This is a genomic window from Pedobacter nyackensis (assembly GCF_032678475.1).
GTDB lineage: Bacteria > Bacteroidota > Bacteroidia > Sphingobacteriales > Sphingobacteriaceae > Pedobacter > Pedobacter nyackensis_A.
Genome location: NZ_JAVTSF010000001.1, coordinates 411,157 through 434,736 on the forward strand (window position 1 = coordinate 411,157; position 23,580 = coordinate 434,736).

The 23,580-nt window shown below is 39.4% G+C and carries 19 protein-coding genes and 1 tRNA gene; 6 read left to right on the forward strand and 14 right to left on the reverse strand.

Features of this window, described 5'->3' with window-relative positions; genetic code table 11:
- Positions 1–28 precede the first annotated feature (28 nt).
- Positions 29–304: a hypothetical protein gene (locus tag R2Q84_RS01670; protein ID WP_316814783.1), complete on the forward strand. Its 276-nt coding sequence runs from the start codon at positions 29–31 to the stop codon at positions 302–304.
- A 283-nt stretch (positions 305–587) separates the two neighbouring features.
- Here the strand turns inward: R2Q84_RS01670 and R2Q84_RS01675 are convergent, their stop codons facing one another.
- The 3 genes from R2Q84_RS01675 to R2Q84_RS01685 form a co-directional block, all read right to left on the reverse strand.
- Positions 588–1,808, reverse strand: a complete 1,221-nt coding sequence (locus tag R2Q84_RS01675) for a site-specific integrase (protein ID WP_316814784.1) — start codon at positions 1,806–1,808, stop codon at positions 588–590.
- A 248-nt stretch (positions 1,809–2,056) separates the two neighbouring features.
- Positions 2,057–2,129: transfer RNA gene (locus tag R2Q84_RS01680), tRNA-Lys, on the reverse strand.
- Positions 2,130–2,795: 666 nt separating this feature from the next.
- Complete coding sequence (locus R2Q84_RS01685; RefSeq protein ID WP_316814785.1) at positions 2,796–3,086, reverse strand: SelT/SelW/SelH family protein; 291 nt, start codon at positions 3,084–3,086, stop codon at positions 2,796–2,798.
- Positions 3,087–3,177: 91 nt separating this feature from the next.
- Between R2Q84_RS01685 and glgP the strand changes: the two genes are divergently transcribed.
- Positions 3,178–4,827 carry an alpha-glucan family phosphorylase gene (gene glgP / locus R2Q84_RS01690; protein ID WP_316814786.1) on the forward strand — a complete coding sequence of 550 codons (1,650 nt, stop codon included), beginning with the start codon at positions 3,178–3,180 and terminating at the stop codon, positions 4,825–4,827.
- A 69-nt stretch (positions 4,828–4,896) separates the two neighbouring features.
- Here the strand turns inward: glgP and R2Q84_RS01695 are convergent, their stop codons facing one another.
- Together R2Q84_RS01695 and R2Q84_RS01700 are read right to left on the reverse strand one after the other, a co-directional pair.
- On the reverse strand, positions 4,897–5,325 hold the full coding sequence (locus tag R2Q84_RS01695) for a tail fiber domain-containing protein (protein WP_316814787.1): 429 nt from the start codon (positions 5,323–5,325) through the stop codon (positions 4,897–4,899).
- 80 nt (positions 5,326–5,405) lie between these two features.
- Entirely contained in the window at positions 5,406–5,711 is a 306-nt protein-coding gene (locus R2Q84_RS01700; protein WP_316814788.1) for a hypothetical protein, read from the reverse strand.
- Positions 5,712–5,876: 165 nt separating this feature from the next.
- Here R2Q84_RS01700 and R2Q84_RS01705 point away from each other — a divergent pair, with 165 nt between their 5' ends.
- Positions 5,877–6,848 carry a c-type cytochrome gene (locus R2Q84_RS01705; protein WP_316814789.1) on the forward strand — a complete coding sequence of 324 codons (972 nt, stop codon included), beginning with the start codon at positions 5,877–5,879 and terminating at the stop codon, positions 6,846–6,848.
- A gap of 9 nt (positions 6,849–6,857) precedes the next feature.
- Here the strand turns inward: R2Q84_RS01705 and R2Q84_RS01710 are convergent, their stop codons facing one another.
- Entirely contained in the window at positions 6,858–8,360 is a 1,503-nt protein-coding gene (locus tag R2Q84_RS01710; protein WP_316814790.1) for a succinate CoA transferase, read from the reverse strand.
- Between the two features lie 102 nt (positions 8,361–8,462).
- Positions 8,463–9,437 carry an LCP family protein gene (locus R2Q84_RS01715; RefSeq protein WP_316814791.1) on the reverse strand — a complete coding sequence of 325 codons (975 nt, stop codon included), beginning with the start codon at positions 9,435–9,437 and terminating at the stop codon, positions 8,463–8,465.
- 216 nt (positions 9,438–9,653) lie between these two features.
- Between R2Q84_RS01715 and R2Q84_RS01720 the strand changes: the two genes are divergently transcribed.
- Entirely contained in the window at positions 9,654–10,193 is a 540-nt protein-coding gene (locus R2Q84_RS01720; protein WP_316814792.1) for an SRPBCC family protein, read from the forward strand.
- Between the two features lie 56 nt (positions 10,194–10,249).
- Here the strand turns inward: R2Q84_RS01720 and R2Q84_RS01725 are convergent, their stop codons facing one another.
- The 7 genes from R2Q84_RS01725 to R2Q84_RS01755 all read right to left on the reverse strand — a co-directional run bounded on the left by R2Q84_RS01725 (position 10,250) and on the right by R2Q84_RS01755 (position 21,231).
- Positions 10,250–11,323 carry a TlpA disulfide reductase family protein gene (locus R2Q84_RS01725; RefSeq protein WP_316814793.1) on the reverse strand — a complete coding sequence of 358 codons (1,074 nt, stop codon included), beginning with the start codon at positions 11,321–11,323 and terminating at the stop codon, positions 10,250–10,252.
- Positions 11,324–11,601: 278 nt separating this feature from the next.
- Positions 11,602–12,747, reverse strand: a complete 1,146-nt coding sequence (locus R2Q84_RS01730) for a TlpA disulfide reductase family protein (protein WP_316814794.1) — start codon at positions 12,745–12,747, stop codon at positions 11,602–11,604.
- A 43-nt stretch (positions 12,748–12,790) separates the two neighbouring features.
- Complete coding sequence (locus R2Q84_RS01735) at positions 12,791–14,275, reverse strand: PKD-like family lipoprotein (RefSeq protein ID WP_316814795.1); 1,485 nt, start codon at positions 14,273–14,275, stop codon at positions 12,791–12,793.
- A 10-nt stretch (positions 14,276–14,285) separates the two neighbouring features.
- Positions 14,286–15,017, reverse strand: coding sequence for a DUF4843 domain-containing protein (locus R2Q84_RS01740; RefSeq protein WP_316814796.1), 732 nt, complete (start codon positions 15,015–15,017; stop codon positions 14,286–14,288).
- Positions 15,018–15,027: 10 nt separating this feature from the next.
- Positions 15,028–16,458, reverse strand: coding sequence for a RagB/SusD family nutrient uptake outer membrane protein (locus tag R2Q84_RS01745; RefSeq protein ID WP_316814797.1), 1,431 nt, complete (start codon positions 16,456–16,458; stop codon positions 15,028–15,030).
- A gap of 23 nt (positions 16,459–16,481) precedes the next feature.
- The gene (locus R2Q84_RS01750; protein WP_316814798.1) at positions 16,482–19,868 is read right to left on the reverse strand and encodes a SusC/RagA family TonB-linked outer membrane protein; all 3,387 of its coding nucleotides are present in this window, start codon (positions 19,866–19,868) and stop codon (positions 16,482–16,484) included.
- Positions 19,869–20,037: 169 nt separating this feature from the next.
- Complete coding sequence (locus R2Q84_RS01755) at positions 20,038–21,231, reverse strand: FecR family protein (RefSeq protein WP_316814799.1); 1,194 nt, start codon at positions 21,229–21,231, stop codon at positions 20,038–20,040.
- A gap of 236 nt (positions 21,232–21,467) precedes the next feature.
- On the opposite strand from R2Q84_RS01755, the gene R2Q84_RS01760 reads away from it, so the two are divergent.
- Together R2Q84_RS01760 and R2Q84_RS01765 are read left to right on the forward strand one after the other, a co-directional pair.
- Positions 21,468–22,067: an RNA polymerase sigma-70 factor gene (locus R2Q84_RS01760; protein WP_316814800.1), complete on the forward strand. Its 600-nt coding sequence runs from the start codon at positions 21,468–21,470 to the stop codon at positions 22,065–22,067.
- Positions 22,068–22,149: 82 nt separating this feature from the next.
- Positions 22,150–23,523 carry an NAD-dependent succinate-semialdehyde dehydrogenase gene (locus R2Q84_RS01765; RefSeq protein ID WP_316814801.1) on the forward strand — a complete coding sequence of 458 codons (1,374 nt, stop codon included), beginning with the start codon at positions 22,150–22,152 and terminating at the stop codon, positions 23,521–23,523.
- The last annotated feature ends 57 nt before the right edge of the window (positions 23,524–23,580 follow it).

Sequence of the window (23,580 nt, forward strand, 5' to 3'; positions counted from 1 at the left end):
TAAAATATAAACTCAAATCTAATTAATTATGGAAAATGTTATGCAAAAGCTGGACTACCAGCCTTCCAGTTTATCCGAATATGAACTGGAACACCCTTTACAAGTGATTACCGATTTTTTTGATAATTACCCAATACATGAAATCAGGGATAAAATTTGGCAACTCTATAAGGGTTGGGTAAATAACTCGGCCGACTTTGCCGAGGGAGAAGAAAATGCAGGGATGTTGTTTCTCTATACCCAGCTTATAGATTTTTTAAATGCCAGTTACGTATATGCCGAAAAGAAAAAAGTAGAAGCCTAAAACACAAATCCAATGTACAAAGCAAAAGGCCATAAGGTCTGTAAATAGAAGCCACTACAGCAATGCAGTGGCTTTTTAATTATGTGTTTTCTTTTCCCCCGCACATTGCGGCCTGCGAAACCCCACCGCTCAAACCAGCCCGCTGTTCTCGCTTTAGGCATTTACGGAGTAGTTGACATCAGTTCCCTGCACAATGGGTTCAGCCTCTGCAAATCACAAGGTTCTTTTCATATCAAAATGAAAAGCCTGAAACACTGACCGGATTTCAGGCTCACAAACTGCTTTATATCGCCTGTTGGTATTTCTCTCTCAATAACGCCATATCTGCGCTAACCTTAATATCTAATACCTTCGCATAAATTTGAGTAGTCCTGATGCTGGTATGCCCCAGCATTTTCGATACACTCTCTATCGGCACACCGTTTAAAAGTGTTACCGTAGTTGCAAAGGTATGGCGGGCAATATGCGAACTTAGTGGTTTATCAATTTCGCAAAGTGCAGCGATTTCTTTTAGATATTCGTTCATTTTTTGATTACTGGATACTGGCATAGTCCTGTCGTTTTTAATACAATAAGGGTTATCGCTATATCGGTCTAAAATCATAGCCGCAGAAGGTAAAAGCGGAATAGCAGAGCGGGTGCCTGTTTTCTTTCTGTTTGTAAATATCCACCTGTTCCCATCAATGCCTTTGGTGATGTCGGACAATTTTAGTTTTTGAACATCAGCATAAGCCAGTCCGGTAAAACAGCAGAACAGAAATACGTCCCTAACCTGTAAAAGTCTTTCGGTACTGAACTGCTTCTCCGCTATACGCTGTAGTTCATCTTCGGATAGAAAAGGCCGTTCCACTGCTTTTGATTTAAGCTTATAACCAAACATAGGGTCTTTATCAATCCATTTGAGGCTCATGCTAATGCGGATGATCTTGCCTAAGTTTTTAAGATATCGGATAGCGGTATTATTGGCGCAGTTATTTTCTGTTCTTAGATAAAATTCAAAATCACTGATAAAGGCGTTGTCGACTTTTTTGATATTGACATCACTGATATTATATTTTTCCTGTATAAAGGCACTTAAATGCCTTTCCAGTACTTCAAATCTCTTTAACGTTCCACCTGCATATTCTTTACCCACCAATGCTTTCATTTTTTTATTATGATCTTTAACAGCTTCTAGTAGAGTATGTATTTTTTCGTCTTTACCTAAAAACACATGCTTAATGCCATCGGCAGTAATTATACTGCCGGCTTCAGTTAATGTTTGGTGTGCCTGGTAAACCATTGCCTGTAAATTATCCAGATAGGCATTAAAGCTTTTTACCTCTTCTTTAGTTCCGATTAGCCGTCCGGTTTTGGAGTTCCAGCGTTCCGGTTCACATTCCCTGCCAGTAGTGGTTTCGGCTCGTTTTCCTGCTACTGTAATCCTCAAATAGATCGGAGCATTACCACTAGTGTAGTTTTTTTGTTTCTTCATGTAGAAGAGCAGGCTGAAATTAGTTTTCATAATCAACTGATTTAAGGTTAACAAAGTTAGCCTTGCAGTCTAAACGCATCAAGTCGTTCAATGATTGAAGTTTCTGTATAACAACTAGTTACACTTTATTCGGTGAGTATCACAAACCTTCAAATTACTCACCGAATCACTCACTTTTTATATGTGATTTATTGAATATTTTGCGGTTTGTGCTAAAATAAAAAAGCTTGCAATCATTTGATTTGCAAGCTTTTACGCAGTTTTGATACTATTGTTTGTGATCCCGCTGGGATTCGAACCCAGGACCACTACATTAAAAGTGTAATGCTCTACCAGCTGAGCTACGGAATCATCGTTCTATTTGAACTTTTTACCCAAATCGTTTCCTTTTTGAGTGGCACAAATATAGCGCTACCATGTTTATTGTGCAAACAATTCACGAACAAATGATCTACCGTGCTGATTTTAAGCTGATCTTTTTACAACTTAACGTTTTTCCAACCTAATTTTCGTGCTAACGAACAGTCAAAAAACAAACTAAATTAGAGCGACGAGCTCCAGGTACTGACTATTTTCAGAAACTAAGCTCTCGGTTTCTACCAGATTCATGTCACCGGAACAACTCACTAATGCCAACGAGGGGGTAATACAAGCACCAACATCATCAAACACTAACTCCACGAACTATATCCCGATCCATCAGTTTAGAACCAACAACAGCCTCTACATTCCCGGTAAAATATTCCAAAATCCCATTCTTAATAATGGCAATTTAAGTTAAAAAAATAAGCAGTTTTGCCGTCAGTCGATAATTGTCTTTAAGTTACAGTAATTTCACCAGGATTAACCAAGGATTCCACAGGGATTTGCCCCTGTTAAGTCCCTGTTAACCCCCTGTTTTATCCCTGTTGGGTCCCTGTTATAGATACCCAAATACAGTGCTGTAACCGAGCCATAAACACACTTAAACGAAATTAATTAATTTTAAATAAATAACGAATAGACTACGGAGTATAATTAAACTAGTTTATCACTGTGGCCAAGCCTTTTTTCCGGACTAACTATATCACGCACCAATTGCTTCAGTTCTTTAATTTCCGGAAATCTACCTTTTTCTTTTCGATCGAAAATAACGACTCCGTCAATACAAATTACATATGCTCCCCCCACTTCCGCGGGCATCAGTAATACTCCCGTTATTTCATCAGTAAAGGTACTCAATAGCTCCTGGGCCATATAAGCTGCTCTAAGCATCCAGCCGCACTTAGGACAATATTCAATACTAACAGTGGGTTTTAAAGCTTTCATCTACATCAAAACTAAACATTATCATCATAGCATACTAACATATAATTGATTAGTAAACCTTTTATTAGCATAATTTTTATAAATTAAAGCCATGCTATCTAAAAAAGACATTTTCGGTTACGAGCCAGATCCGCAGTATAGTACTGCTGTGGCTTATTTTTCAATGGAGTTTGCGGTACACCAGGCACTAAAAATTTACAGCGGAGGACTGGGCTTTCTGGCCGGTTCACATTTAAGAAGTGCTTACCAAAAAAAACAAAACCTAATCGGTGTTGGTATACTATGGAAATATGGGTATTACGACCAACAACGAGATAAAGACGGCTTAATGAAGCCATCTTATGTAGAAAAACAATACACGTATTTGCAGGATACCGGTATTCTTTTTACCGTTCCCGTTCACAGTTCGCCCGTACACGTACGTGCGTACCTCTTAAAGCCAGAAACTTTTGGTTCAGCACCTTTGTTCCTGCTCAGCACAGATGTGCCTGAAAACGACTATTTATCGCGTACCATTACACATAGATTGTACGATCCGCATGAAACTACCCGTATTGCCCAATCTATTGTATTGGGAATTGGTGGCGCAATGTTGCTTGATATTTTAAAAATGGCCCCTGATGTATATCACATGAATGAAGGTCACTCCGTTTCGCTTAACTTTTACCTGTATGCCCAACACAAGAGCCTGGAGGAAGTTCGGAAACGTGTTGTTTTCACTACGCATACACCAGAAATGGCCGGAAATGAAGAACATAAATATAGTCTGTTAAAGGAAATGTCTTTTTTCTACCACTTACAGGAACATGAAGTAAAATCGTTGTTGGGCATGGATGGCAATAGTTTTAGCTATACACTTGCTGCGCTCAAATTTGCCAGGAAAGCCAATGGCGTATCGGCCTTACATGGAAAAGTAGCGAGAGATATGTGGATTCATTATCCCGGAATATGTGAAATCACATCTATTACAAATGCCCAAAATGAAAGATATTGGAAGGATGAAACCATAGGCAACGCGATAGCCACCGGCAAGGATGCCGAAATAGCTCAGCGTAAAAAGGAAATGAAAGCTGAACTATTTAAAGTTGTTGCCGATCAATGCGGAAAGCTCTTTAATCCTGATGTGCTGACTATAGTATGGGCCAGAAGATTTGCAGGTTACAAAAGAGCCGATCTGGTAATGCAGGATTGGGATAGATTCCTTAACCTGATCAACAACTCCGATTTCCCTGTACAGTTTATCTGGGCCGGAAAGCCCTATCCGGAAGATTTCGGTGCAATTGGCTTATTTAACCAGATCATCAGTCGCACGATGCCTTTAAAAAACTGTGCTGTGTTAACAGGCTATGAGCTTGAGCTTTCTGCTTTGTTAAAAAAAGGATCTGATGTATGGTTAAACAATCCCAGAATGTATAGAGAAGCATCTGGAACAAGCGGTATGAGTGCTGCAATGAATGGTAGTATCAACCTGTCTTTACCCGACGGCTGGGTACCTGAGTTTGCTAAGGACAAGAGCAACTGTTTCCTGATACAACCTGCTCCGGATGGTCTGTCAGATCAGGAACAGGACAAACTCGAAAACATAAACCTGATGAATACTCTGGAACAAACTGTCGTTTCTACTTATTACAACAACAACCAGCAATGGTTAAACATAGTTAAACAAGCTGTAGCGGATGTAGTTCCTGCGTTTGAATCAGGCCGAATGGCAGATGAGTACTACAACAAAATGTACAAATAACTGCCATAAAAAAAGAGCTGCCCTTAAAAAGGGCAGCATCTTCCAAAACACTAAACGGAAAAACTATCTTTATTTTGCTTTTAGCAGCTTGATCTCCTGCTTTAAAAGCTCTATTTCAGCTTGTTGCTCTTTAATCGCCGCAACCAGTACCGGAATCAGGTTTTCTGTCTGCACTTCATTGTATTTGGCAACTTTTGAATTATTCTTACCTGATTCGTAAACTTTTGAAGCTTCATAAACCATTGCCGGAAATTCTGGCTGAACATTACTGGCCAGGAAGCCATATTGTTCGCCCGCAGGCAACTTAAGGTGCTTGTACTTGTTTACATCGTATTTAAAGGTAACCGGCTCCAGATTTTTCAGGTGTTGTGTTGAATTGGAAATCTTACCTACGTTAACTTTTAGTTCCTGCTCATTGATTTTTTGTGCTGAAGCAGTTATAGCACATGCGCTTAATAAAAGGCCCACCATGGCACTTTTAAACAATGGAAAGTTCATAAAATAGAATTATAAATGAAATAATTGAAATCTGTTGTAACCTAAATTACAACTTTACTAAGAAAGGGGCAATCCCCTGCTTACCTGACGTTAGGAGGCGGATATGGTAATGAAATATATGGCGTATTGATACGCGGATCATTAAAAGGAGTAGTCGTTTTTAAAAGCATCAGAAAACCCGGAACAACAACATAATCACCTGTAAAGTCTTCGTCTGTAATTTCCAGCTGCTGACTTCCCTTCTCGGTATCTGGTGTATCATCCGTCCCCTGTTCTGAGCAACAGGCAATTAAATCATACGTATGGTTATCCATAGCAAACAACGGGGTGCTTTTTACAAGTAAAAAGGAAAGTAATATAATTATGCCCGTTAGTTTTTTAAACATTTTGCTGTTAAATCGCTTAATTTAATATTGACGAATTTTACAAATATAAGCCCTCAGCACGTAAATTCAAATTCAACTTCTGCCCAACTTACAAAAAAAATATTATTTTTTTCTTTAAAATAAATTTATATTTTTGATTATTGCTAAATTCTAACCAAACGCTAAATGAAGAAGCTCCGCAAACCATTAATTTACATTTTACTGATATTATTTATTGTCGTTGGCTCATTGAGCTATGTGAAATTTGCTTTGCCGAACGTTGGCGATGCACCCGACATAAAAATTGACGCCACGGCCGAACGTATTGAACGCGGCAGGTACCTGGCCAATAATGTTACGCTTTGTATAGATTGTCACTCGCAAAGAGATTGGACAAAATTTGCAGGCCCACCCCTTGCACATTCTATAGGTAAAGGAGGAGAAAAATTTGACGAAAGCATTGGTTTTCCAGGTGCCGTATACTCTGCAAACATCACTCCTTTTAACTTAAAAAACTGGACAGATGGTGAACTTTTCAGATTAATTACCACGGGGGTTACTAAAGATGGCCGTGCTTTAATGAATATAATGCCTTATCCTGCTTATGGTAGAATGGATAAGGAAGACATTTATGATATTATTGCCTATATCCGCACCTTGCCGGAGCAAGCCTCAGACATCCCGGAAAGAAGATTGAATGTACCACTTAATCTTATCGTAAATACCATACCGGTTCCTGCTGCACTAACAACTAAACCTTCACCTTCCGACACTATAAAATATGGTGGTTATTTGGTTAATGCCGCTGCTTGCGTGGATTGTCACACCAAACAGGACAAAGGCAGTAACGTTAAAGGGATGGAATTTGCCGGTGGCAGAGACTTCTTAATGCCTACGGGAACAGTTTACTCCCTCAACATCACCGCTGATAAAGCTACGGGAATAGGCAACTGGACGCGTGAGCAATTTATCAATAAGTTTAAGATGCATGCACAGCCCGACAGTGGCAGTGAACTGGCTAAAAATCAGTTTCAAACGGTTATGCCATGGACAATGTATGGAAAAATGAAAGAAACTGATTTAGCAGCGATGTACGCCTATCTTCAAACCATCAATCCAATAAAAAATCAGGTTGAACGTTTTGTAGCTAAAAAATAGCAGGCGCTTTTATTTCAGTACGGCAGGTTTCATTGAGCCGGTTTCTCTTAAACAGGTGTGCCAGCTCAATGCTTCTTCTAATATGTGAGGTGTTTGTCCGCCACGTTCACAGGCTCTTTCAAAGTAATCCTGTAACCCGGCCTTGTAATCTGGATGAACACAGTTGTCGATAATTACACGTGCCCGTTGTCTTGGTGCTAATCCTCTCAAATCGGCCAGCCCCTGCTCAGTAACAATGATGTCTACGTCATGCTCAGTATGATCCACATGTGAAACCATAGGTACGATACAAGATATAGCATCCGCTTTTGCGGAAGATGTGGTAACAAAAACGCTTAAATAAGCATTCCTGGCAAAATCTCCGGAACCACCTATTCCATTCATCATGTTTATACCTGCAACGTGTGTTGAATTGACATTTCCATAAAGATCACATTCAAGAGCAGTATTTATGGTGATCACGCCCAGTCGCCTAATCACTTCAGCTGCGTTGCTAATGTCCTGAGGCCTCAACAGCACTTTCCCCTTATATCCATCTAGGTTACTCATGATTTTATCATAGTAAGCTTCTGAAACAGTAATAGACGACCCTGAAGCGAAGGTCATTTTTCCAGAGTCCAGTAAATCAAAGGTACTGTCCTGCAATACTTCCGAGTACATGGTTAGGTTTTCGAATTCACCATCCATAAAACCATGTAATACTGCATTGGCTACTTTACCTATACCAGCCTGTAACGGAAGTAAAGATTTACTTAGATGGCCAATTTTAACCTCATTATCAAAAAATGAGACCAGGTGCCTGGCAATCGCTTTTGTTGCCTCATCTGGTGGAACAATCTCGGCCGGACTATCGGTTTTAGAAGTAATTACGATTCCAACTATTTTCGCTGGGTTCACAGGAATGGCATCGCGGCCAATTCTTGTGTCTGCCGCAACAATAGGCATTACAGGTCTGTTCGGATAAGTTCCGGTTGAAAATATATCGTGCAAACCACGGATGGAAAGTGGTATAGTAGTATTAATCTCAATGATAATTTTATCGGCCAATGCTGCAAAAGAAGCAGTGTTCCCTACTGATGTTGTAGGTATAATGCTTCCATCTTCCAATATACATGCTGCCTCAAGTATCGCTATATCTATCGTTGGAAAATTATTGGCTTTCAAAAGATTGGCCGTCTCGCCCAGGTGCTGATCGATAAAGAGCACTTCGCCATTATTGATAGCTTTGCGCAAAATGGGATCTACCTGAAAGGGTAAACGCAGAGAAAGTGCGTCGGCCGCAGCCAGCGCACCATCTGTACCATGCCCCAATGAGGCACCTGTCATGAGTGTTATTTTTAAGGGATCAGTTTTAGCCCGTTCCGCCAGGGCTATTAAAACCGCTTTGCTATCGCCAGCCTTTGTAAAACCACTGGACGCTACTACCATCTTATCTTTAAATAAGGCCGCAGCTTGTTCGGAAGAGATGATCTTGTTAGTAAGTTCGCTCCTCAATATTCTGTCTTCGTACATATATTCGGTTTAATCTTCAAAACTAACTGCATTAATCATGATAAAGTTATCATAAAATGCCAAATACATATCATTTTAAGCCAGAAAAAGAAGCAAGCCCTGCTATTTAGCAGCCGGGCTTATACCTTTATAAATAAAATTGTGAACAGAATTGGTTGTTACCTTTAAGTCGGTAGTAAGATACCAGATGTTGTTGATTCTTTTACCCACACTTTGCCCATCCAGTGGAAATCGTGCCTGATCAACTACCTTGTTTTTTGAGTTCAAAACACTGCCTGCAAAGGTCATCAATGCCATAGGGGCCATACTTGTTTCCAGGTTCGGCAATACTTGTGAAGCGAAAACAGGAAACACCTCGGGTCCTGAATTTTTCATTTTACTGAACAATGCAACCAGCACCGACCTTTGTCTTTCGGTTCTTTCGTAATCGCCATTACCCACTCCTCTGATACGGGTATACGCTACAGACTGACGACCGCTCAATTTTTGAAGTCCTGCGCTTTTAACATGGATGGCAGGTATTTTTTCATAAACAGCGATTTCATCGAGGTAAGTATTCAGGAATGAAATCTCAGGTTCTTTTACATTTACTTCTACCCCACCCAATGCATCAACAATTTTTGCAGCAGTGTAGAAATCCACGTTGATATAATCTTTAATGTCCATTCCAAAGTTCTGGTTGATAGTTTTTATAGCAAGCTGAGGTCCCCCAAGTGCATAAGCTGCATTAATTTTATCCATACCATGACCATCAATTTTCACATAAGTATCTCTCATAATAGATGACAATTTAACTTTTCCAGTTTGCTGATCAATCGAGACGATCATGATCACATCAGAATTCGCTTTGTCGCCATCTTGCCGTCTGTCGACCGCAAAAAGTGCCATGTTTACCGGAGGATTAGCGATTGCTTTTACCCTGTCTCTTGTTTGTTGTGAAATGCCCAGGGCCTCAGGTGTCTTGTCCAATTGTACAGCTACTGGTTTTTTATTAGCAGAACCTGTAGTGCTTTCCTGGGCATAGCTTTGATAGGTTGCTACAATCGACAAAACCACTATCATCAATTTCTTCATCATTCAATTTTTGTGTTAACAGTTTAAAATATAGTAGTTATTTAGCAATATCCCTGCCGATTTTTTAAAAAATAGCTTAAAATGAATTTGGAAATTTCTCTGAAATTTAATCATCTTTATATAAGCAAAACCTAAATACTATATATAAAAGAATTTCATTTATAGGCACAGATAAAGCTAGATAATTAAGCAACAAAACCATCACTAAACCATATCAATATGAAAATTTTAAAAGGACTATTACTAACTGTTGTCGGAATTGTGGTTCTGGCACTAATTGTTGCATTATTTGTCAAAAAGGATTACGCTGTTGAGCGAAAGGTTACGATTAACAAGCCCGAGTCGGAAGTTTTTGACTTTATTAAACATATTAAGAACCAGGATCAGTATAGCGTTTGGAACAATATTGATCCGGCGATGAAAAAAACATATACCGGTACTGACGGAACTGTTGGTTTTATTTCTGCCTGGGAAAGTACCAATAAAAATGTAGGCAAGGGTGAGCAGGAGATCACAAACATTAAAGAAAGTGATAGGATTGATATGAAACTACGCTTTAAGGAACCTTTTGAGGCTGAAGATGACGCCTATATGGAAACCGAAGGTATGGGCGCAAACCAAACTCATGTAAAATGGGGCTTTAAAGGCAGAATGGCTTATCCAATGAACTTAATGCTGTTGTTTATGGATATGGAGAGTATGCTGGGTAAAGATTTGCAAGGAGGCCTGGACAAGTTAAAAGTAGTAATGGAGAAATAAAACAAGGAAGGCCGGTTAAACCGGCCTTCCTTGTTTTATCATCAACTGTTTATCGACTATTTAATTAATCTTTCCAGTTCTTTTTCTAGTGCCGCACCTCTTAAGTTTGAAGCGATGATTTTTCCTTCAGGATTAATCAGATAGTTCTGCGGAATTGCACTTACACCATAAAGTACAGCTGCTTCGTTTTTCCAGCCTTTAAGATCAGATACCTGCGTCCAGGGCATACCATCTTTCTCTATTGCTTGCAACCATGCATCTTTCTTACCTGCATCATCCAATGAAACACCTAATACGGTGAAGTTTTTATCTTTAAAGGCATTGTAAGCTTTTAATACATGGGGATTCTCTGCTCTACACGGGCCACACCATGAAGCCCAAAAGTCTACCAATACATATTTACCTTTGTAATCAGATAATTTAACAGCTTTTCCGTTCACATCATTCTGTGAGAAATCCGGAGCCTTCATACCAACTGCCGTTTTCTTAGCTTTATTGATAGCAGTAGTAAACTCTTTACCAAGTTCACTGTTCCGTACGTTTGCAGACAATTTTAAAAATAGCGGCTCAATTTTAGCTGCATCAATTGCATAACCTGCAACCTCCTTTAACGCAATTAAGCTGATCTGAGACCCTGGGTTTTCTGCGATAAACTGCATTGTTTTTTCATTTTTCAACTTTGTTAATGCAGTTCTTTCCTCGGCACTGGCAGCTTTGCGTTCTTTGCTTCCATCACCTACCATTGCTATAAATTTCTGATTGTCGCTATTGATCTTTGAGCCTACAATAACAGCTTTTTTGATAGAATCTGCTGAATTTATAATCATTTCCCCGCTTTCAAGGTAAAAATTCAACAAGTCGCCTCTACTTCTCACATCCCTTAGCCCAAGTCCTTTGTGATCTAAAATTAAGCGGGAATAAATCTGCCCTTTCACCGTTCCTTTAAACTCGAACTTTCCATTATTAACTACGGTAGAATCAATATTGGTCCGACCACCACCGAAAGACATTAAGTAAACTTTAGCTGGAGCATTTACATTGGCTACATTACCTTTTAAAGTAAATGCAGAATCTTGTGCAGCTGCAAATAATGGTGCCGCAGCCAGCACAGAAAAGATTATTTTTTTCATCTGTATATAGTTTGTTTTTCAGTTGTGATGAAGCTATCAGATTTATTCATCCCACTGTGTGGTTTGAAAAATCATGATGGTTTCATCTGTTATGTTTAATAAGTTGGTGTAAAGCTAAATTATTAACTTGTAATTGCAGAATTGCATTTGTAACTCCATCGTGACGGAGCTGCATAAAAAAGGCCATTGCTGGCCCTTTTTCTTTTGTTAACTCCAACAGTAAAAGAATTTTACTATTGTCATTTCATAGGTAGATAAAACTTAGAATTTTGTTAAAATTATTTGATCACTTCTGCAAGCTTCTTTTCCAATTCTTCCCCTCTTAAATTCTTAGCAAGGATTTTACCTTGCGGATCGATTAAAAAGTTCGAAGGAATCGCCTTAATGGCATATAAATTACTTGCAGATTTAGGATCGGTATGATCAGGATCTACGAGCTGTGTCCATGGTAATGCATCGTCTTTAACTGCCTTAAGCCATGCCGCTCTCATATCATTACGATCTATAGAAACGCCTACCACGGTAAAGTTCTTGTCTTTAAAAGCATTATAAGCCTTTAAAACCTTAGGGTTCTCGGCCCGACAAGGTCCACACCAGGAAGCCCAAAAATCAAGGAGGACATATTTACCTTTAAAATCAGATAAACGTACCGGTTTATCGTTCACGTCCTTTTGGGTGAAATCGGGAGCCATTTTACCTGGTTCAGTAGCAAGGGCGCCCTCAATGTTTACACCTATCATTTTACCTTCCTTTGAATTGCGTAAGCGGGCAGTAAGCTGCTTGTACAATGGGGCCGCTTTAGCTGCATCGAAATAAGAACCCGCTATTTTATTTATAGCCTCCAGGCTGAAATATGAATCAGGGTTATTTTTAATGTAACTAAGCATGGCTTCGTCCAGTTTTTTATCGGCAATGTCACTTTCCTTATTCAGCTTCTCCTGGTTAGCCTTGTCTTTACGTTGCTCGGGACTTAGCTTATAATAAGCAGATCGCTGCTTTTCTACGTTTCTCTCCGCAACTCCTACAACACCTTGATATACTTCATATTGGCTCATCACATCTGAGCCTGTAATTTTAGCTGTTTTAATGGAATCAACAACATTAATCATCATGGTGCTGTTATCCAAAAAAACAGATCTGCCATCATTTCCTCTTTGTTTGGCATTTCCGCTTTTTACCCCGGTATTGTAAAATGCAAGGTGCGCCTGCTGTATACCTTCTACCTGCCCCTTTAATTCAAAAGCGCCATTGTTAACTACAGCACTGTCTCTAACGTTTTTTTCACCTTTGTAATAATACAAATAGGCTTTTCCTTTCGTATTGGGATCTTTAAATTTTGCTTTAATATGGTAAGTATTTTGCTGCGCCATTGCTACAGCAGGAAATGCCAGACAGGCCGCAACGATTAAGTTTCTAGTGTTCATCACTGATTATTTCTTATGGATTATAATTTTAGAATTTAATTTACTACATGTTTGGATGACGGTAGCTGATTTGAGTGATGTCGCCAAACCCACCAAACTTCTTAGTATAGGTACCATTGGCAATGTCACCTATTGGCAATACATCCAGATAATAAAGTTCTCCTTCAGTGCCATTGTAAGTAGCTACCACCATTCGTTTGTTATACAATGGGTCTGTAGACGGCCCCCAGCCTTGCCACTTAAACATTTTTAAGTCTTTAATGCGGGTATTGGCTGGAAATGTATAAACAACACGTGCTGATTCAGCAAGAATATCATAAAGATAAATCTTATTACCTGCCGCATAATACAGGTGCCTGTTCAATTCGGAGGCAGCAAATGATTTAGCTAGCGCAATATCAGGAGCAGCGATCATTTCATGTGTAACTCCTGCCATCTGACTCTTGTCGGGTAATATGGTATACATGTAGTAGGCTGCATTATCTTTCATGACCAGGAAACATTCATTACTACCTCCTTTATCACCTCCAACCATAGTTTTCCCTACATCATTCATTTGAAATGGAACCTTCGGATCGGTACTGCTGGCAAAAGTAGTAAATACCCTGCTGTTGTATCCCGCCTGTAAAAAACGCTTACCATTGTTATCGTAAAACAATGCCCAGGCATAGCTACCGCTCATAAAATATGGAAATACCGAATAGTCAGCAGGCCCATTAAACCGTTCAGAATATCTGGCAGCTCCCATAGCTGGGGTTACAGAACCATACACACTTCCATTACTTACCACGTACTGATCAAAATCGATTGAATTGACTGCATAATACGGACTTGAAACAGGACTAATTGGAGTTTCAAATAAATCTGCTGATTTATCTTTAAATGCAAAGTCGTTGGCACTGAAGCGGTACATATCCTGATCAGTAAACACGCTTACCTCCTGCAAACTAGTTTGTATTCCGGCAAAAGCAGCCAAAGGTTTACCATTTATAACAAGATCTGGGTTAGAACTCTTAATTACATCAGGAAAAACAGTTTCATCTTTGCGGACAAACGAAAGCAAAGGTTTACCTGCTTTCTCTGACATCACCATCCAGCCTTCATAGTATTTACCATTTACAGTAACAGGAAAACGTACGGATTGCCTTAAATTTGTTTTTGTATCTGTAATGGTATACTGAATAATGTAATTTCCCGGAGCTTGCAAAGCCTCTACTTCCAAATCTTTCTTTGTTGAAAGGGTTGTTGAAGTATTCGCCGGATTAAGTGGTGTAATTTCCCAGCTAGCTAAATCTTCTGGTTTGTAAATCTCCCATTTATAGATATATGGACCACTCCCCGATTTAGATTCACTGATTACAGGAGCAATCCGGAGCATATCCCGTTGCACAACCGTAAGCACTCCTTCCGGGCCTTTTATGTTAAGCTCATTAAGTTCCTTATATTTAAAGTTATTGTTGTCTTTTTTACAGGCAAACAACAGCGTGCAGCAAATTGCTGCAGTTAATGTAATGTGTTTAATTTGCATATCTTTTCATTTAAAATGCCGGAAAAACTACTTCTTCCTCATTCTCGTCAATCAATGGACCATGTTGGCTGATATATTTATCGAGCGCGTTATTGAGTCTTGCCTGAATGTTTAACCATTGAGGGTATCCAATACTCCCACCTTTGCTATCCGGTCTGAAATTGGGAGTACCAAAAACATCAATCATAAACTGATATCTCACATCACTGTATTCACCTATATAACCTGCGATGTAACCCCAGTAGTCCGGCTTAATAAGCTTATTGCTAAAGTTGACCTTAAATTGAATGGTATTGGCACTAGATGGGTCGGCCTGACCAGTTGTACCAGCAACGAGATCTTTGCTGTCGGCAACCCTCATAACCAACCGTACAGACTTATTGTCCAGATCGGGAGTACTGAGTAACACCACAGGGTATTTCACAGTAAAAGAGCCTGCAGGCAATACATAATCAGGAAGTATATAATGTGTACCCGCTATGGCGGTGGAACCTGGTCCTGCAATTACTTTTATTTCCCTGGGTTTATCAGACAACTTCCCCACGAGACGCATTTTTACCCAAACCGTATCTTTTGACTTAGGAATTTTATTAAGCACGAAAGAGTAACTAACACTGTCCTGCTCAGCGCCGGACATATAGTAAAAGGTTATTCCATTTTGTCCTGAATAGCTAGATTCGGGATCTTTCTTGCAAGCTGAAAAAATCATCAGCATCACAAATATGATTGATAGTTGCTTCATGTTTTTTGCTTTAATTATAGTTTGGATTAAATTCAAGTTCATTTTCCGGAACAGGAACAATGTAATTCGCTTCAGTAAGGTTCTTTGTACTAAAAAGCATGCGTGTGCTTAGTTTTCTTTTATAATAATAAAATAACTGCCCTTCCGCATAAAAATCTTTTTGGTACTCTTTCATTATTTCATCTGACAGTCGTTGACTAGCAATGCCTGCAGGAATAATTGGAATTACACGCGCATCACGAACCAGATTTAAAAATATCAGTCCCTGATCTGCAGTAGCCGCTGTCTCAGCTAAAATGTAGTACATTTCCGATAAACGCATTAAAGGCACAGTCTGATCCAGACGGTCGGCTTCAGTCTCAAGTTTACCGTCGACATTAGCTGCGATCCATGTTTGCCAGTATTTGGTACAAAAATAAGTTTGCGCCTCTGCCTCAATTAATTTTGTATAACGCACATCTGTACTTGAATTCTCATACAATCTTAGAAAATCGGCATTTGTCCGGGTAAGATAATTTCTATTGCTATTTGAAAGTTTAAAATAAGGTTCCCGATTATCTATGGCCCAATCTTTTATATCTCTAACGCGGATTGCAAATACCTGTTCGGTTGAGAAAGTCCGGTCACGACGACCTGAAGCCGCATTTAACTGGTCGGATTTTGCGAGTGTGAATACCCCTGAATTCACAACCTCCGTTGCTGCAGCAGCTGCATTTTCTTTGTCCCCTCTAAAAAGGTATACCCTGGCTTGTAAGGCTTTAATGGCATAATAATTCATTTTAAAGCGTCGGCTTTTATTATTTCTGATTGGATCTTTACCTTTCATTAGCGCCTCGGCAATCTTCAGATCAGCCAAAATCATGGCAGACACCTCATCCACGGTTGATGGCACCTTAGATAATGCATTCAGCTCGTCACGATAAGGAATTGATTTTTTGCCAGGGTTGGTTGCAAAATTGGCACCAAATAAACGAAGCAAATCAAAATGCAGATAGGCACGTAGACCTATCGTTTCTCCTTTAACCAGTGCGTAGTTATCACCGGTAAAAACCCCTTGTTTTTGCTCTATTTTTTCAAGAATATTGTTTGCTCCGGCGATAGTGGTATATGCTTGTGTCCATATCCCTGAAATCAATGGGATTGCATCTGTTCCTTTGAAATTCAAGGCAACAGTTTGTTTAAAAGAAAATACACTACTTATTGTTGGGCTATAATTCTGCGCGATCATACTGGTAAAGCCCATAGTCAAGTTGTCGCCATATAATTGCCGACTCGCCATTTGCGAGTACAGGCCGATCAAAGCTTGCTGAAAACCCACTTCAGAGCTGAAAATCTGATCTTCCCCCATAGTTGATTTAGGATCAACTTCCAGGAATTTCTTGCAGCCAACCCCTGAAAACACCAGGAACAAAGCGAGCATTGCAAATATTTTTGTTTTCATTTTCATATAAATGATCATTAATGTTAAAAACCTGCTCTTATGGACAGTGAATAAGTACGTGCAAATGGATTGCTGGTACCTCTTTCCAGTTGAATAGAACTTAGAGTAAACAAATCGTTTGTGATGCCGGTTACTGTTAAACTTTTCAGTCCCAATTTCTTTATAAAGGCATGTTTATAAAAGTTGTAACCAACAGAAGCTGAGTTTAGATTGAATATGTTTTCTTCCTGCACAAAACGGCTGCTCAAAAATGTCGTTACCGGTGTTGTTCCAAATCTGGTAAACATCGATTCATCTCCAGGCTTAGTCCAGCCCAAATCATAAGCTCTGCGATCTACATTGTACTCGGTATCAGCAGCCTGAACTTTATCTACCAACGTTTGATTGTAGATGTGTGCACCTAGCTTATAGCTAAAAATCAGCCCCACCTCTAAACCTTTATAGTTTAAATTTGAACCGAACGTACCGTTCCATTTTGGTGTGGTAACACCAACAGCTACTTTATCAGCAGGATCCCATGTGAAAGTTGTTCTTCCATCTTTTTTCACAAAAACCTCTCTGCCTGTTATCGGATCTACTCCCAAAGATGGTACTACAAACAAAGTATTGATTGCTTGTCCTTCCTGCAATATGATATTCGGGACTTTATTGCCGCTTTTTTTATTTTCACGATCGTTACTTGCCTTGAGTTTATTAGAAAGCTCTTTCAGGATATTTTTATTGGTTACACCAGCTACGTTTACCGACCAGATGATACCTTCTTTTTTATTGTCAATTATCTTATACCTGGCACTCAATTCATATCCGGTATTCTGAATTTTACCTAGATTTTCAGCATAATCAGCAAAACCATTTGATGGCGCCAGTGAAACACTGGTGATTGTATTGTTTGTTGTACTACGATAAAAATCAAATCGCATATCCAGTCTTTCTTTAAACATTGTTACATCGGCACCAAGATTCAATGTCCTAACATCCTGCCAACCCAGCTCCTGGTTACCCAAGCCCATAATAGCGGCACCAAGTTCACCATCATAAATGTTATCTACACCGAAAGCATAGCGTGTCTGCGCGCGATAAGCTGGAATATTCAGGGAGCCTGAAGAACCATAACTCGCCCTTAATTTCAGTCTGTTGATATTAGAATTCTCTCTGAAAAACTGTTCGTTGTGTATGTTCCAGCCTAAACCTGCTGACCAAAATACGCCATAACGCTTATCCGCCCCGAATTGTGATGAACCATCTCTTCTGACCGAGAAATCTGCCAGGTAACGGTTATCATAAGCATAATTGGCATTCGCCAACAAGCCTAATCTTCGTACTGTACTTTCGTCGCCACCTGGACGGGCATCAGGTTTATACTGAGTAGCAAAAAGTAAATTATCTAATCTATCAAACGGAAACCCGACTGTAGATATGTTGTAATAATTGCTGGCAGTACTGGCTATATTGAAACCTAACGTGGAATAAATCAAATGTTTTCCAATTGATTTGTTATAGTTAGCAGTAGTTAAACTTTCATAACCCAATGATGAATTGTTTCCCACATCATACGAACCTTTACGTTTCAGGTCGGACTGACCTTCAAACCTGCTATGTTGAGCCGGATAGAAAGCATCGCTAGAACCAGTTTGTTTATTTAAACTGAAAGCCGTTTCAACAAACAAAGAAGGTACGATGTTCCATCTTACCTGCAGGTTATTTGAAATACCCAGATATTGTGATTTGTTGATGGTATTTAACCTGGCATCATACAAAGGGTTAAAATAGGCACCAAACTCATTGTCTTCCACAATTTTTAACGGGACACCATTTTCATCAAAGGGTTTCCAGTAAGGATTCATCCGAACATAATCAGAAAACGAACCGTAATTCGATTCATTCGCTATATTTTGAAACACCCTTATTGAGTTTCTAAATTGCAGCTTTTTTACGTTATAACTCAAATCAAACTGTCCGGTATAGTTATTACGGTTCTGCCCTTTCATGACCCCACTTTGAAAATCACCAGACATTTGCAAACCATATCTGATGAATTCATCACCACCTTCCATATAAACTGACGTTCTGTTACTTACGCCTGTTTGAACCGGAAAAGACAACCAGTCAGTATTCACGCCGCTGGCTACTGCTCTGGCTCTATTGTTATAAATTTCATCCACTATAAATTGTCGATTGGCCTGATCTGAGGTATAAAAGCCTACCCGCTTTTCAAAGTCTAATTTCTCGGCCGCATTAAGTACACTATATACGGAGAGATCTGGTGTACTTAATCTGAAATCGTTGTTAACGGTTACCTGTATTTTACCAGCCTTAGGTGCTACAGTAGTGATTACCAAAACACCGTTCGCCCCTCTTGACCCATAAATTGAAGTCGCAGAAGCATCTTTTAAGATGGTTACAGACTTGATCATGTTCATATCCAGATCAAAAATTCTCTGTGCACCAACCTGAAAGCCGTCAAGTATAAATAAAGGTGCGTTCGGATTATCTGCAAATTCTCCGGTTAAATTTGGAATTGAATTCGCTCCTCTTAGCTGAATTTCTGGCAACTGGTTAATGTTTCCTCCCATTACATTATTTGGAACAAGACGTAATGCAGGATCCATTGCCGCAATTGCCGCGAATATGCTGTTAGAATTAACTTTTTTGAGGTCTTCGCCTTTAATGGTTTTTGCAGCACCGGTAAAATTCTCTACCGGACGTTCAAATACCCCTGTCACCACCACATTATCAAGCGACTGCTGATCTTCTACCAAGGTAATCTTAAAAACAAGAAAGGTACTGATTGCGATTTCCTGCGTCTTATAGCCTAGGAAACGTACTACAAGGGTCTGAGCACCATCGGGAGCATTTAATACAAAAGCACCTTTAGCATCTGTCTGGGTTACAATTTTAGTTCCTTTCACCATGACGGTGACCCCGGGTATCGGTTGACCACCAGCCTGGTCAACAACTGTCCCCCTAAGCATCTTTGCACTTGCAATGCTTTCCGTACGTTCTTTTATGACAATGGTTTTATTCTGTATTTCATAGGTGAATGGCTGGTTAGCAAAGCACTTCTCCAATACTTCCATCAAAGATGCGTTACGAGCAAATACATCTACTTTTCTGGCGAGCCTGATTTGTGGTGTCGCATACACAAAGTCATATCCACTTTGTTTTCTGACTTCTTTAAATACTTCCGCAAGAGAAACATTAGTCTTGCTTAGGTTGATTTTCTGTGCATAGCCACTTGCAGTTACCTGAAGCAGACAAGTGGTGAGCAGGATTACGGTTAAGTTGATTCGCATAATCAGTTTTCTTTTATCTGTATGACGAACCAGGTTTAACGCCGAATCCATAATACAGAAAATAGTTTGAGCTATACAGGCAAAATACCTGCGTTTAATTAGCGCATAAAATTTCATACATTTGAATTTTAGGCCCCTGATTAGGTTTGGGGGTCTTTGGTTTGGTTTTAGTTAATTAAAATGTGCAACATTGCGATGATCGAAACAAGCCTTTTATAACCAGGGGTGGGTCCAAGCACTCCTGGTTTTTTATAAATTCATTGGCTGCCGGTCAATAGTGTAGAATTTACTGCATAACTGTCACCCTCCTTCCTTCTATCTTAAAATGTACAGCATTGGTGATTTCTAATACTTTTAATACTTCCGATAGCTTTTTACCACGGGAGATCTCTCCTGCAAAACCGGTTTCGGGTATATTGCCCTGGTAAACGACTTCTATATCATACCAACGTTCCAGCTTACGCATAATACTATGGATTCCTTCGTCTGCGAAAATAAAATCCCCGTTTTTCCAGTCTATCGCCTGATTGGCATCAACCTGTTGTACACTGAACTTACCTCTATCCAATACCGACTGCTGGCCTGGCTGCAACACTTTTACTGCTGTCTTAGCCGAAACCTGGACACTCCCCTCAAGTAATGTTGTTTTTATATCACTTTCGTTCTCATAACTATTGATGTTAAAATGAGTACCAAGAACTTTTACTTCCTGTACGTTTTTTGACGAGACGCTGGAAACAATAAACGGTTTACCGATATGTTTAGCTACTTCAAAATAAGCCTCACCTTTAAGTTCAACTTTCCGTTCGTTGCCATTAAAATTGGCAGGAAATGTTAGGGAAGATGCTGCATTCAACCAAACCTTAGTTCCATCAGGAAGATTAAGCTGATATTGTCCACCCACAGGTGTTTTAATGGTGTTATAAGCCATCTGCGTACTTGCTTTACCTTCTGAAAGCTCGTATACCAACTGCCCATCTGCTGTTTTACTTACCTTAATCCCCGCCTGACTGGCCAGTTCACCGTTATCGGCATCGGTTAACGATAATTCAGAACCATCAGCAAGGACAAGAATTGCTTTGTTCCCACCGGGAGCAACATCCTTACCCCGGTTATCTGCAACGTGAGCTGACTTATCAGGGGTATTATTTTGGTTGATATAAAAATACATCCCAACAGACACTGCCAGTAAGACAACCGCAGCTGCAACATAACGCAGATAGCTGCTGAAAATTCGGATTGTATTTTTTTCAACAGGCCTTTCATCAAGCTTTATTTTTAAGCGATCGTAGATATGCAACATATGGGCGTCTAATATTTCATCATCGGCTTCAGCATCCTTTTTGATCTCAGCATTGATGAGCTCCTTTAGTTCCGCTTCATGTGTTGCTTCACTAAAATACAACATCAAATGCTTGATTTCGGCTGTTGTACAACCGTTATTCATGTATTTTAAGAAAAGTACTTTTAATTCATCCATGTTTCGGGGCTTTTATTGTTAAGCCTATATAAACAAATACGTAGCTAAAGCCTGATACATTGAGCTATTTATAAAATTATTTAAAAAAACTTTTCAAAACCCTAACAATCAGTTCATTTAATTTTAATAACACATGTATTTATATGTTGTAATGGAATAATAAAAAATATTAGTTATCATTGACATCAGCAAATTTCTATTCAAGAATTTAGAGGAACCAACAAGCAGATATTTTAATGAAATTTTTAGAGGAGGACGAATTAAAGCTGTTGTTGCTACAATTAAAACAAGGTTACGAACCAGCTTTTAATAATCTGTACCTTGCCTATAGCAAACCTTTATATCGAAAAATTAACGCGATTGTAAAAGATGAGTCTATTGCGGATGAACTATTGCAGGATCTGTTTCTTAAGGTTTGGGAGAAAAGAAATAGCATAAAGTCTGAACACTCTTTTACGGCTTTTCTATATACCATAGCAAATAATCTGGTTTTCGATTACTTCCGTAGGGTTTCTAAGGATAAGCGTTTGCACGCCCGTTTGCTGATTAATGCTGTTGACTATTATATGCAAACGGAAGAAAACCTGATTGGAAAAGAAACTGCCGCTATTATTCAGCAAGCGATAGATAAACTATCTGAACAGCGGCGAAAAGTTTTTACGCTTTGTAAAATTGAAGGCAAATCTTATCAGGAAGTGGCAAATATCCTGGGAATTTCGGTTGCCACTGTAAATACCCATATGGTAAATTCTATACGCTTTATTAAAGAGTACTTATACAAAAATCAGGAAATTGGTATGGCTATTATTATTGTAAGTTTACTTGGACGTAATTAGTCCACGGTTACTAAGCCAAATTATTTTATCTCACAAACAAAACAAACTCCTCAGCGTTCTTCAATTAAAACAATTCGTTAGCATGAACATACAATCTATTAATCCTATTGATGGAAAAATTATTCAATCCTACAAAGAAGATTCGGAAGACACTGTTATATATAAAATAGCCGATACTCATAGAGCCTGGCTAAACTGGCGGGAAAGTGATTTTACTCAAAGAGCTGCCTTGCTCAACAACCTAGCAGATCAGCTATATAAGGAGCGGGACAATCTGGCACAATTGATGGCTTTTGAGATGGGAAAACCTCTTAAGGATGGTGCTGCCGAAATCGATAAGTGTGCATCGGTTTGTAAATATTATGCAGATCAGGGTACCGACTTTCTTAAGGACCAATTAATTGCAACTGAAGCTTCAAAAAGTTATGTCAGCTATCAACCCTTAGGCATTGTACTCGCAATAATGCCCTGGAATTTCCCATTCTGGCAGGTTTTCAGGTTCCTTGCTCCTGCTTTAATGGCGGGAAATGCTGGTTTGCTGAAGCATGCATCAAATGTTCCGGGTTGCGCACTATCTATTGAAAAATTAGTCCTTGAGGCCGGTTTCCCAAAACATCTTTTTCAAACTTTAATGATTGGCAGTAAGGCTGTAAACCACGTAATAGCAGATCCATTAGTTAAAGCCGTTACTTTAACGGGCAGCACAGAGGCTGGGAAAAAGGTTGCGGCACAGGCGGCAGGGCTTTTGAAAAAGACAGTTCTCGAATTGGGCGGTAGTGACGCCTACCTTGTTCTGGAAGATGCTGATCTGGAAACCGCCGCGGATATCTGTGCCAGCAGCAGACTAATTAACAATGGACAAAGCTGTATTTCTGCAAAAAGATTTATCCTGGTAAAAGAGATTGAGAAAGAGTTTACTACTCTTTTTATGGAAAAGATGAAACAACGCGTTACCGGCGATCCTTTTGAAGCGACAACAAACCTGGGGCCAATGGCACGGGCAGATTTAAGAGATGAGCTTCATCAACAGGTACAAAGAAATATAGACATGGGTGCTAAATGCATACTTGGTGGCCAGGTCCCTTCTTTGAATGGCAATCATGCTTTTTATAAACCAACAATATTAACCGGGATAAAAAAAGGGATGCCAGCTTATAGTGAAGAAATGTTTGGCCCAGTGGCAGCTATACTCAGTGCTAAAGATACCAGTGAAGCTATAAATTTAGCCAACGACACTGTATTTGGCCTTGGCGCCGCCGTTTTTACTAAAGATGATGCTCTTGCTGAGGAAATAGCAAAAACGAAATTACAGGCAGGATCGTGTTTTGTAAATTCATTGGTAAAATCTGACCCAAGATTACCTTTCGGTGGAATCAATCAATCGGGATATGGCCGTGAACTGGGATTATTCGGGATTCACGAGTTTGTAAACATCAAAACTGTTTATATTCAGTAATTCGACATCTTAATTAACGCGAATATATAACATAAGAAAAGGGGTTAATAAACCCCT

Coding starts and splice junctions, on each gene's coding strand:
- R2Q84_RS01670 (WP_316814783.1), top strand. CDS start 29: ATGGAAAATGTTATGCAAAAGCTGGACTACCAGCCTTCCAGTTTATCC.
- R2Q84_RS01675 (WP_316814784.1), bottom strand. CDS start 1,808: ATGAAAACTAATTTCAGCCTGCTCTTCTACATGAAGAAACAAAAAAAC.
- R2Q84_RS01685 (WP_316814785.1), bottom strand. CDS start 3,086: ATGAAAGCTTTAAAACCCACTGTTAGTATTGAATATTGTCCTAAGTGC.
- glgP (WP_316814786.1), top strand. CDS start 3,178: ATGCTATCTAAAAAAGACATTTTCGGTTACGAGCCAGATCCGCAGTAT.
- R2Q84_RS01695 (WP_316814787.1), bottom strand. CDS start 5,325: ATGAACTTTCCATTGTTTAAAAGTGCCATGGTGGGCCTTTTATTAAGC.
- R2Q84_RS01700 (WP_316814788.1), bottom strand. CDS start 5,711: ATGTTTAAAAAACTAACGGGCATAATTATATTACTTTCCTTTTTACTT.
- R2Q84_RS01705 (WP_316814789.1), top strand. CDS start 5,877: ATGAAGAAGCTCCGCAAACCATTAATTTACATTTTACTGATATTATTT.
- R2Q84_RS01710 (WP_316814790.1), bottom strand. CDS start 8,360: ATGTACGAAGACAGAATATTGAGGAGCGAACTTACTAACAAGATCATC.
- R2Q84_RS01715 (WP_316814791.1), bottom strand. CDS start 9,437: ATGATGAAGAAATTGATGATAGTGGTTTTGTCGATTGTAGCAACCTAT.
- R2Q84_RS01720 (WP_316814792.1), top strand. CDS start 9,654: ATGAAAATTTTAAAAGGACTATTACTAACTGTTGTCGGAATTGTGGTT.
- R2Q84_RS01725 (WP_316814793.1), bottom strand. CDS start 11,323: ATGAAAAAAATAATCTTTTCTGTGCTGGCTGCGGCACCATTATTTGCA.
- R2Q84_RS01730 (WP_316814794.1), bottom strand. CDS start 12,747: ATGAACACTAGAAACTTAATCGTTGCGGCCTGTCTGGCATTTCCTGCT.
- R2Q84_RS01735 (WP_316814795.1), bottom strand. CDS start 14,275: ATGCAAATTAAACACATTACATTAACTGCAGCAATTTGCTGCACGCTG.
- R2Q84_RS01740 (WP_316814796.1), bottom strand. CDS start 15,017: ATGAAGCAACTATCAATCATATTTGTGATGCTGATGATTTTTTCAGCT.
- R2Q84_RS01745 (WP_316814797.1), bottom strand. CDS start 16,458: ATGAAAACAAAAATATTTGCAATGCTCGCTTTGTTCCTGGTGTTTTCA.
- R2Q84_RS01750 (WP_316814798.1), bottom strand. CDS start 19,868: ATGAAATTTTATGCGCTAATTAAACGCAGGTATTTTGCCTGTATAGCT.
- R2Q84_RS01755 (WP_316814799.1), bottom strand. CDS start 21,231: ATGGATGAATTAAAAGTACTTTTCTTAAAATACATGAATAACGGTTGT.
- R2Q84_RS01760 (WP_316814800.1), top strand. CDS start 21,468: ATGAAATTTTTAGAGGAGGACGAATTAAAGCTGTTGTTGCTACAATTA.
- R2Q84_RS01765 (WP_316814801.1), top strand. CDS start 22,150: ATGAACATACAATCTATTAATCCTATTGATGGAAAAATTATTCAATCC.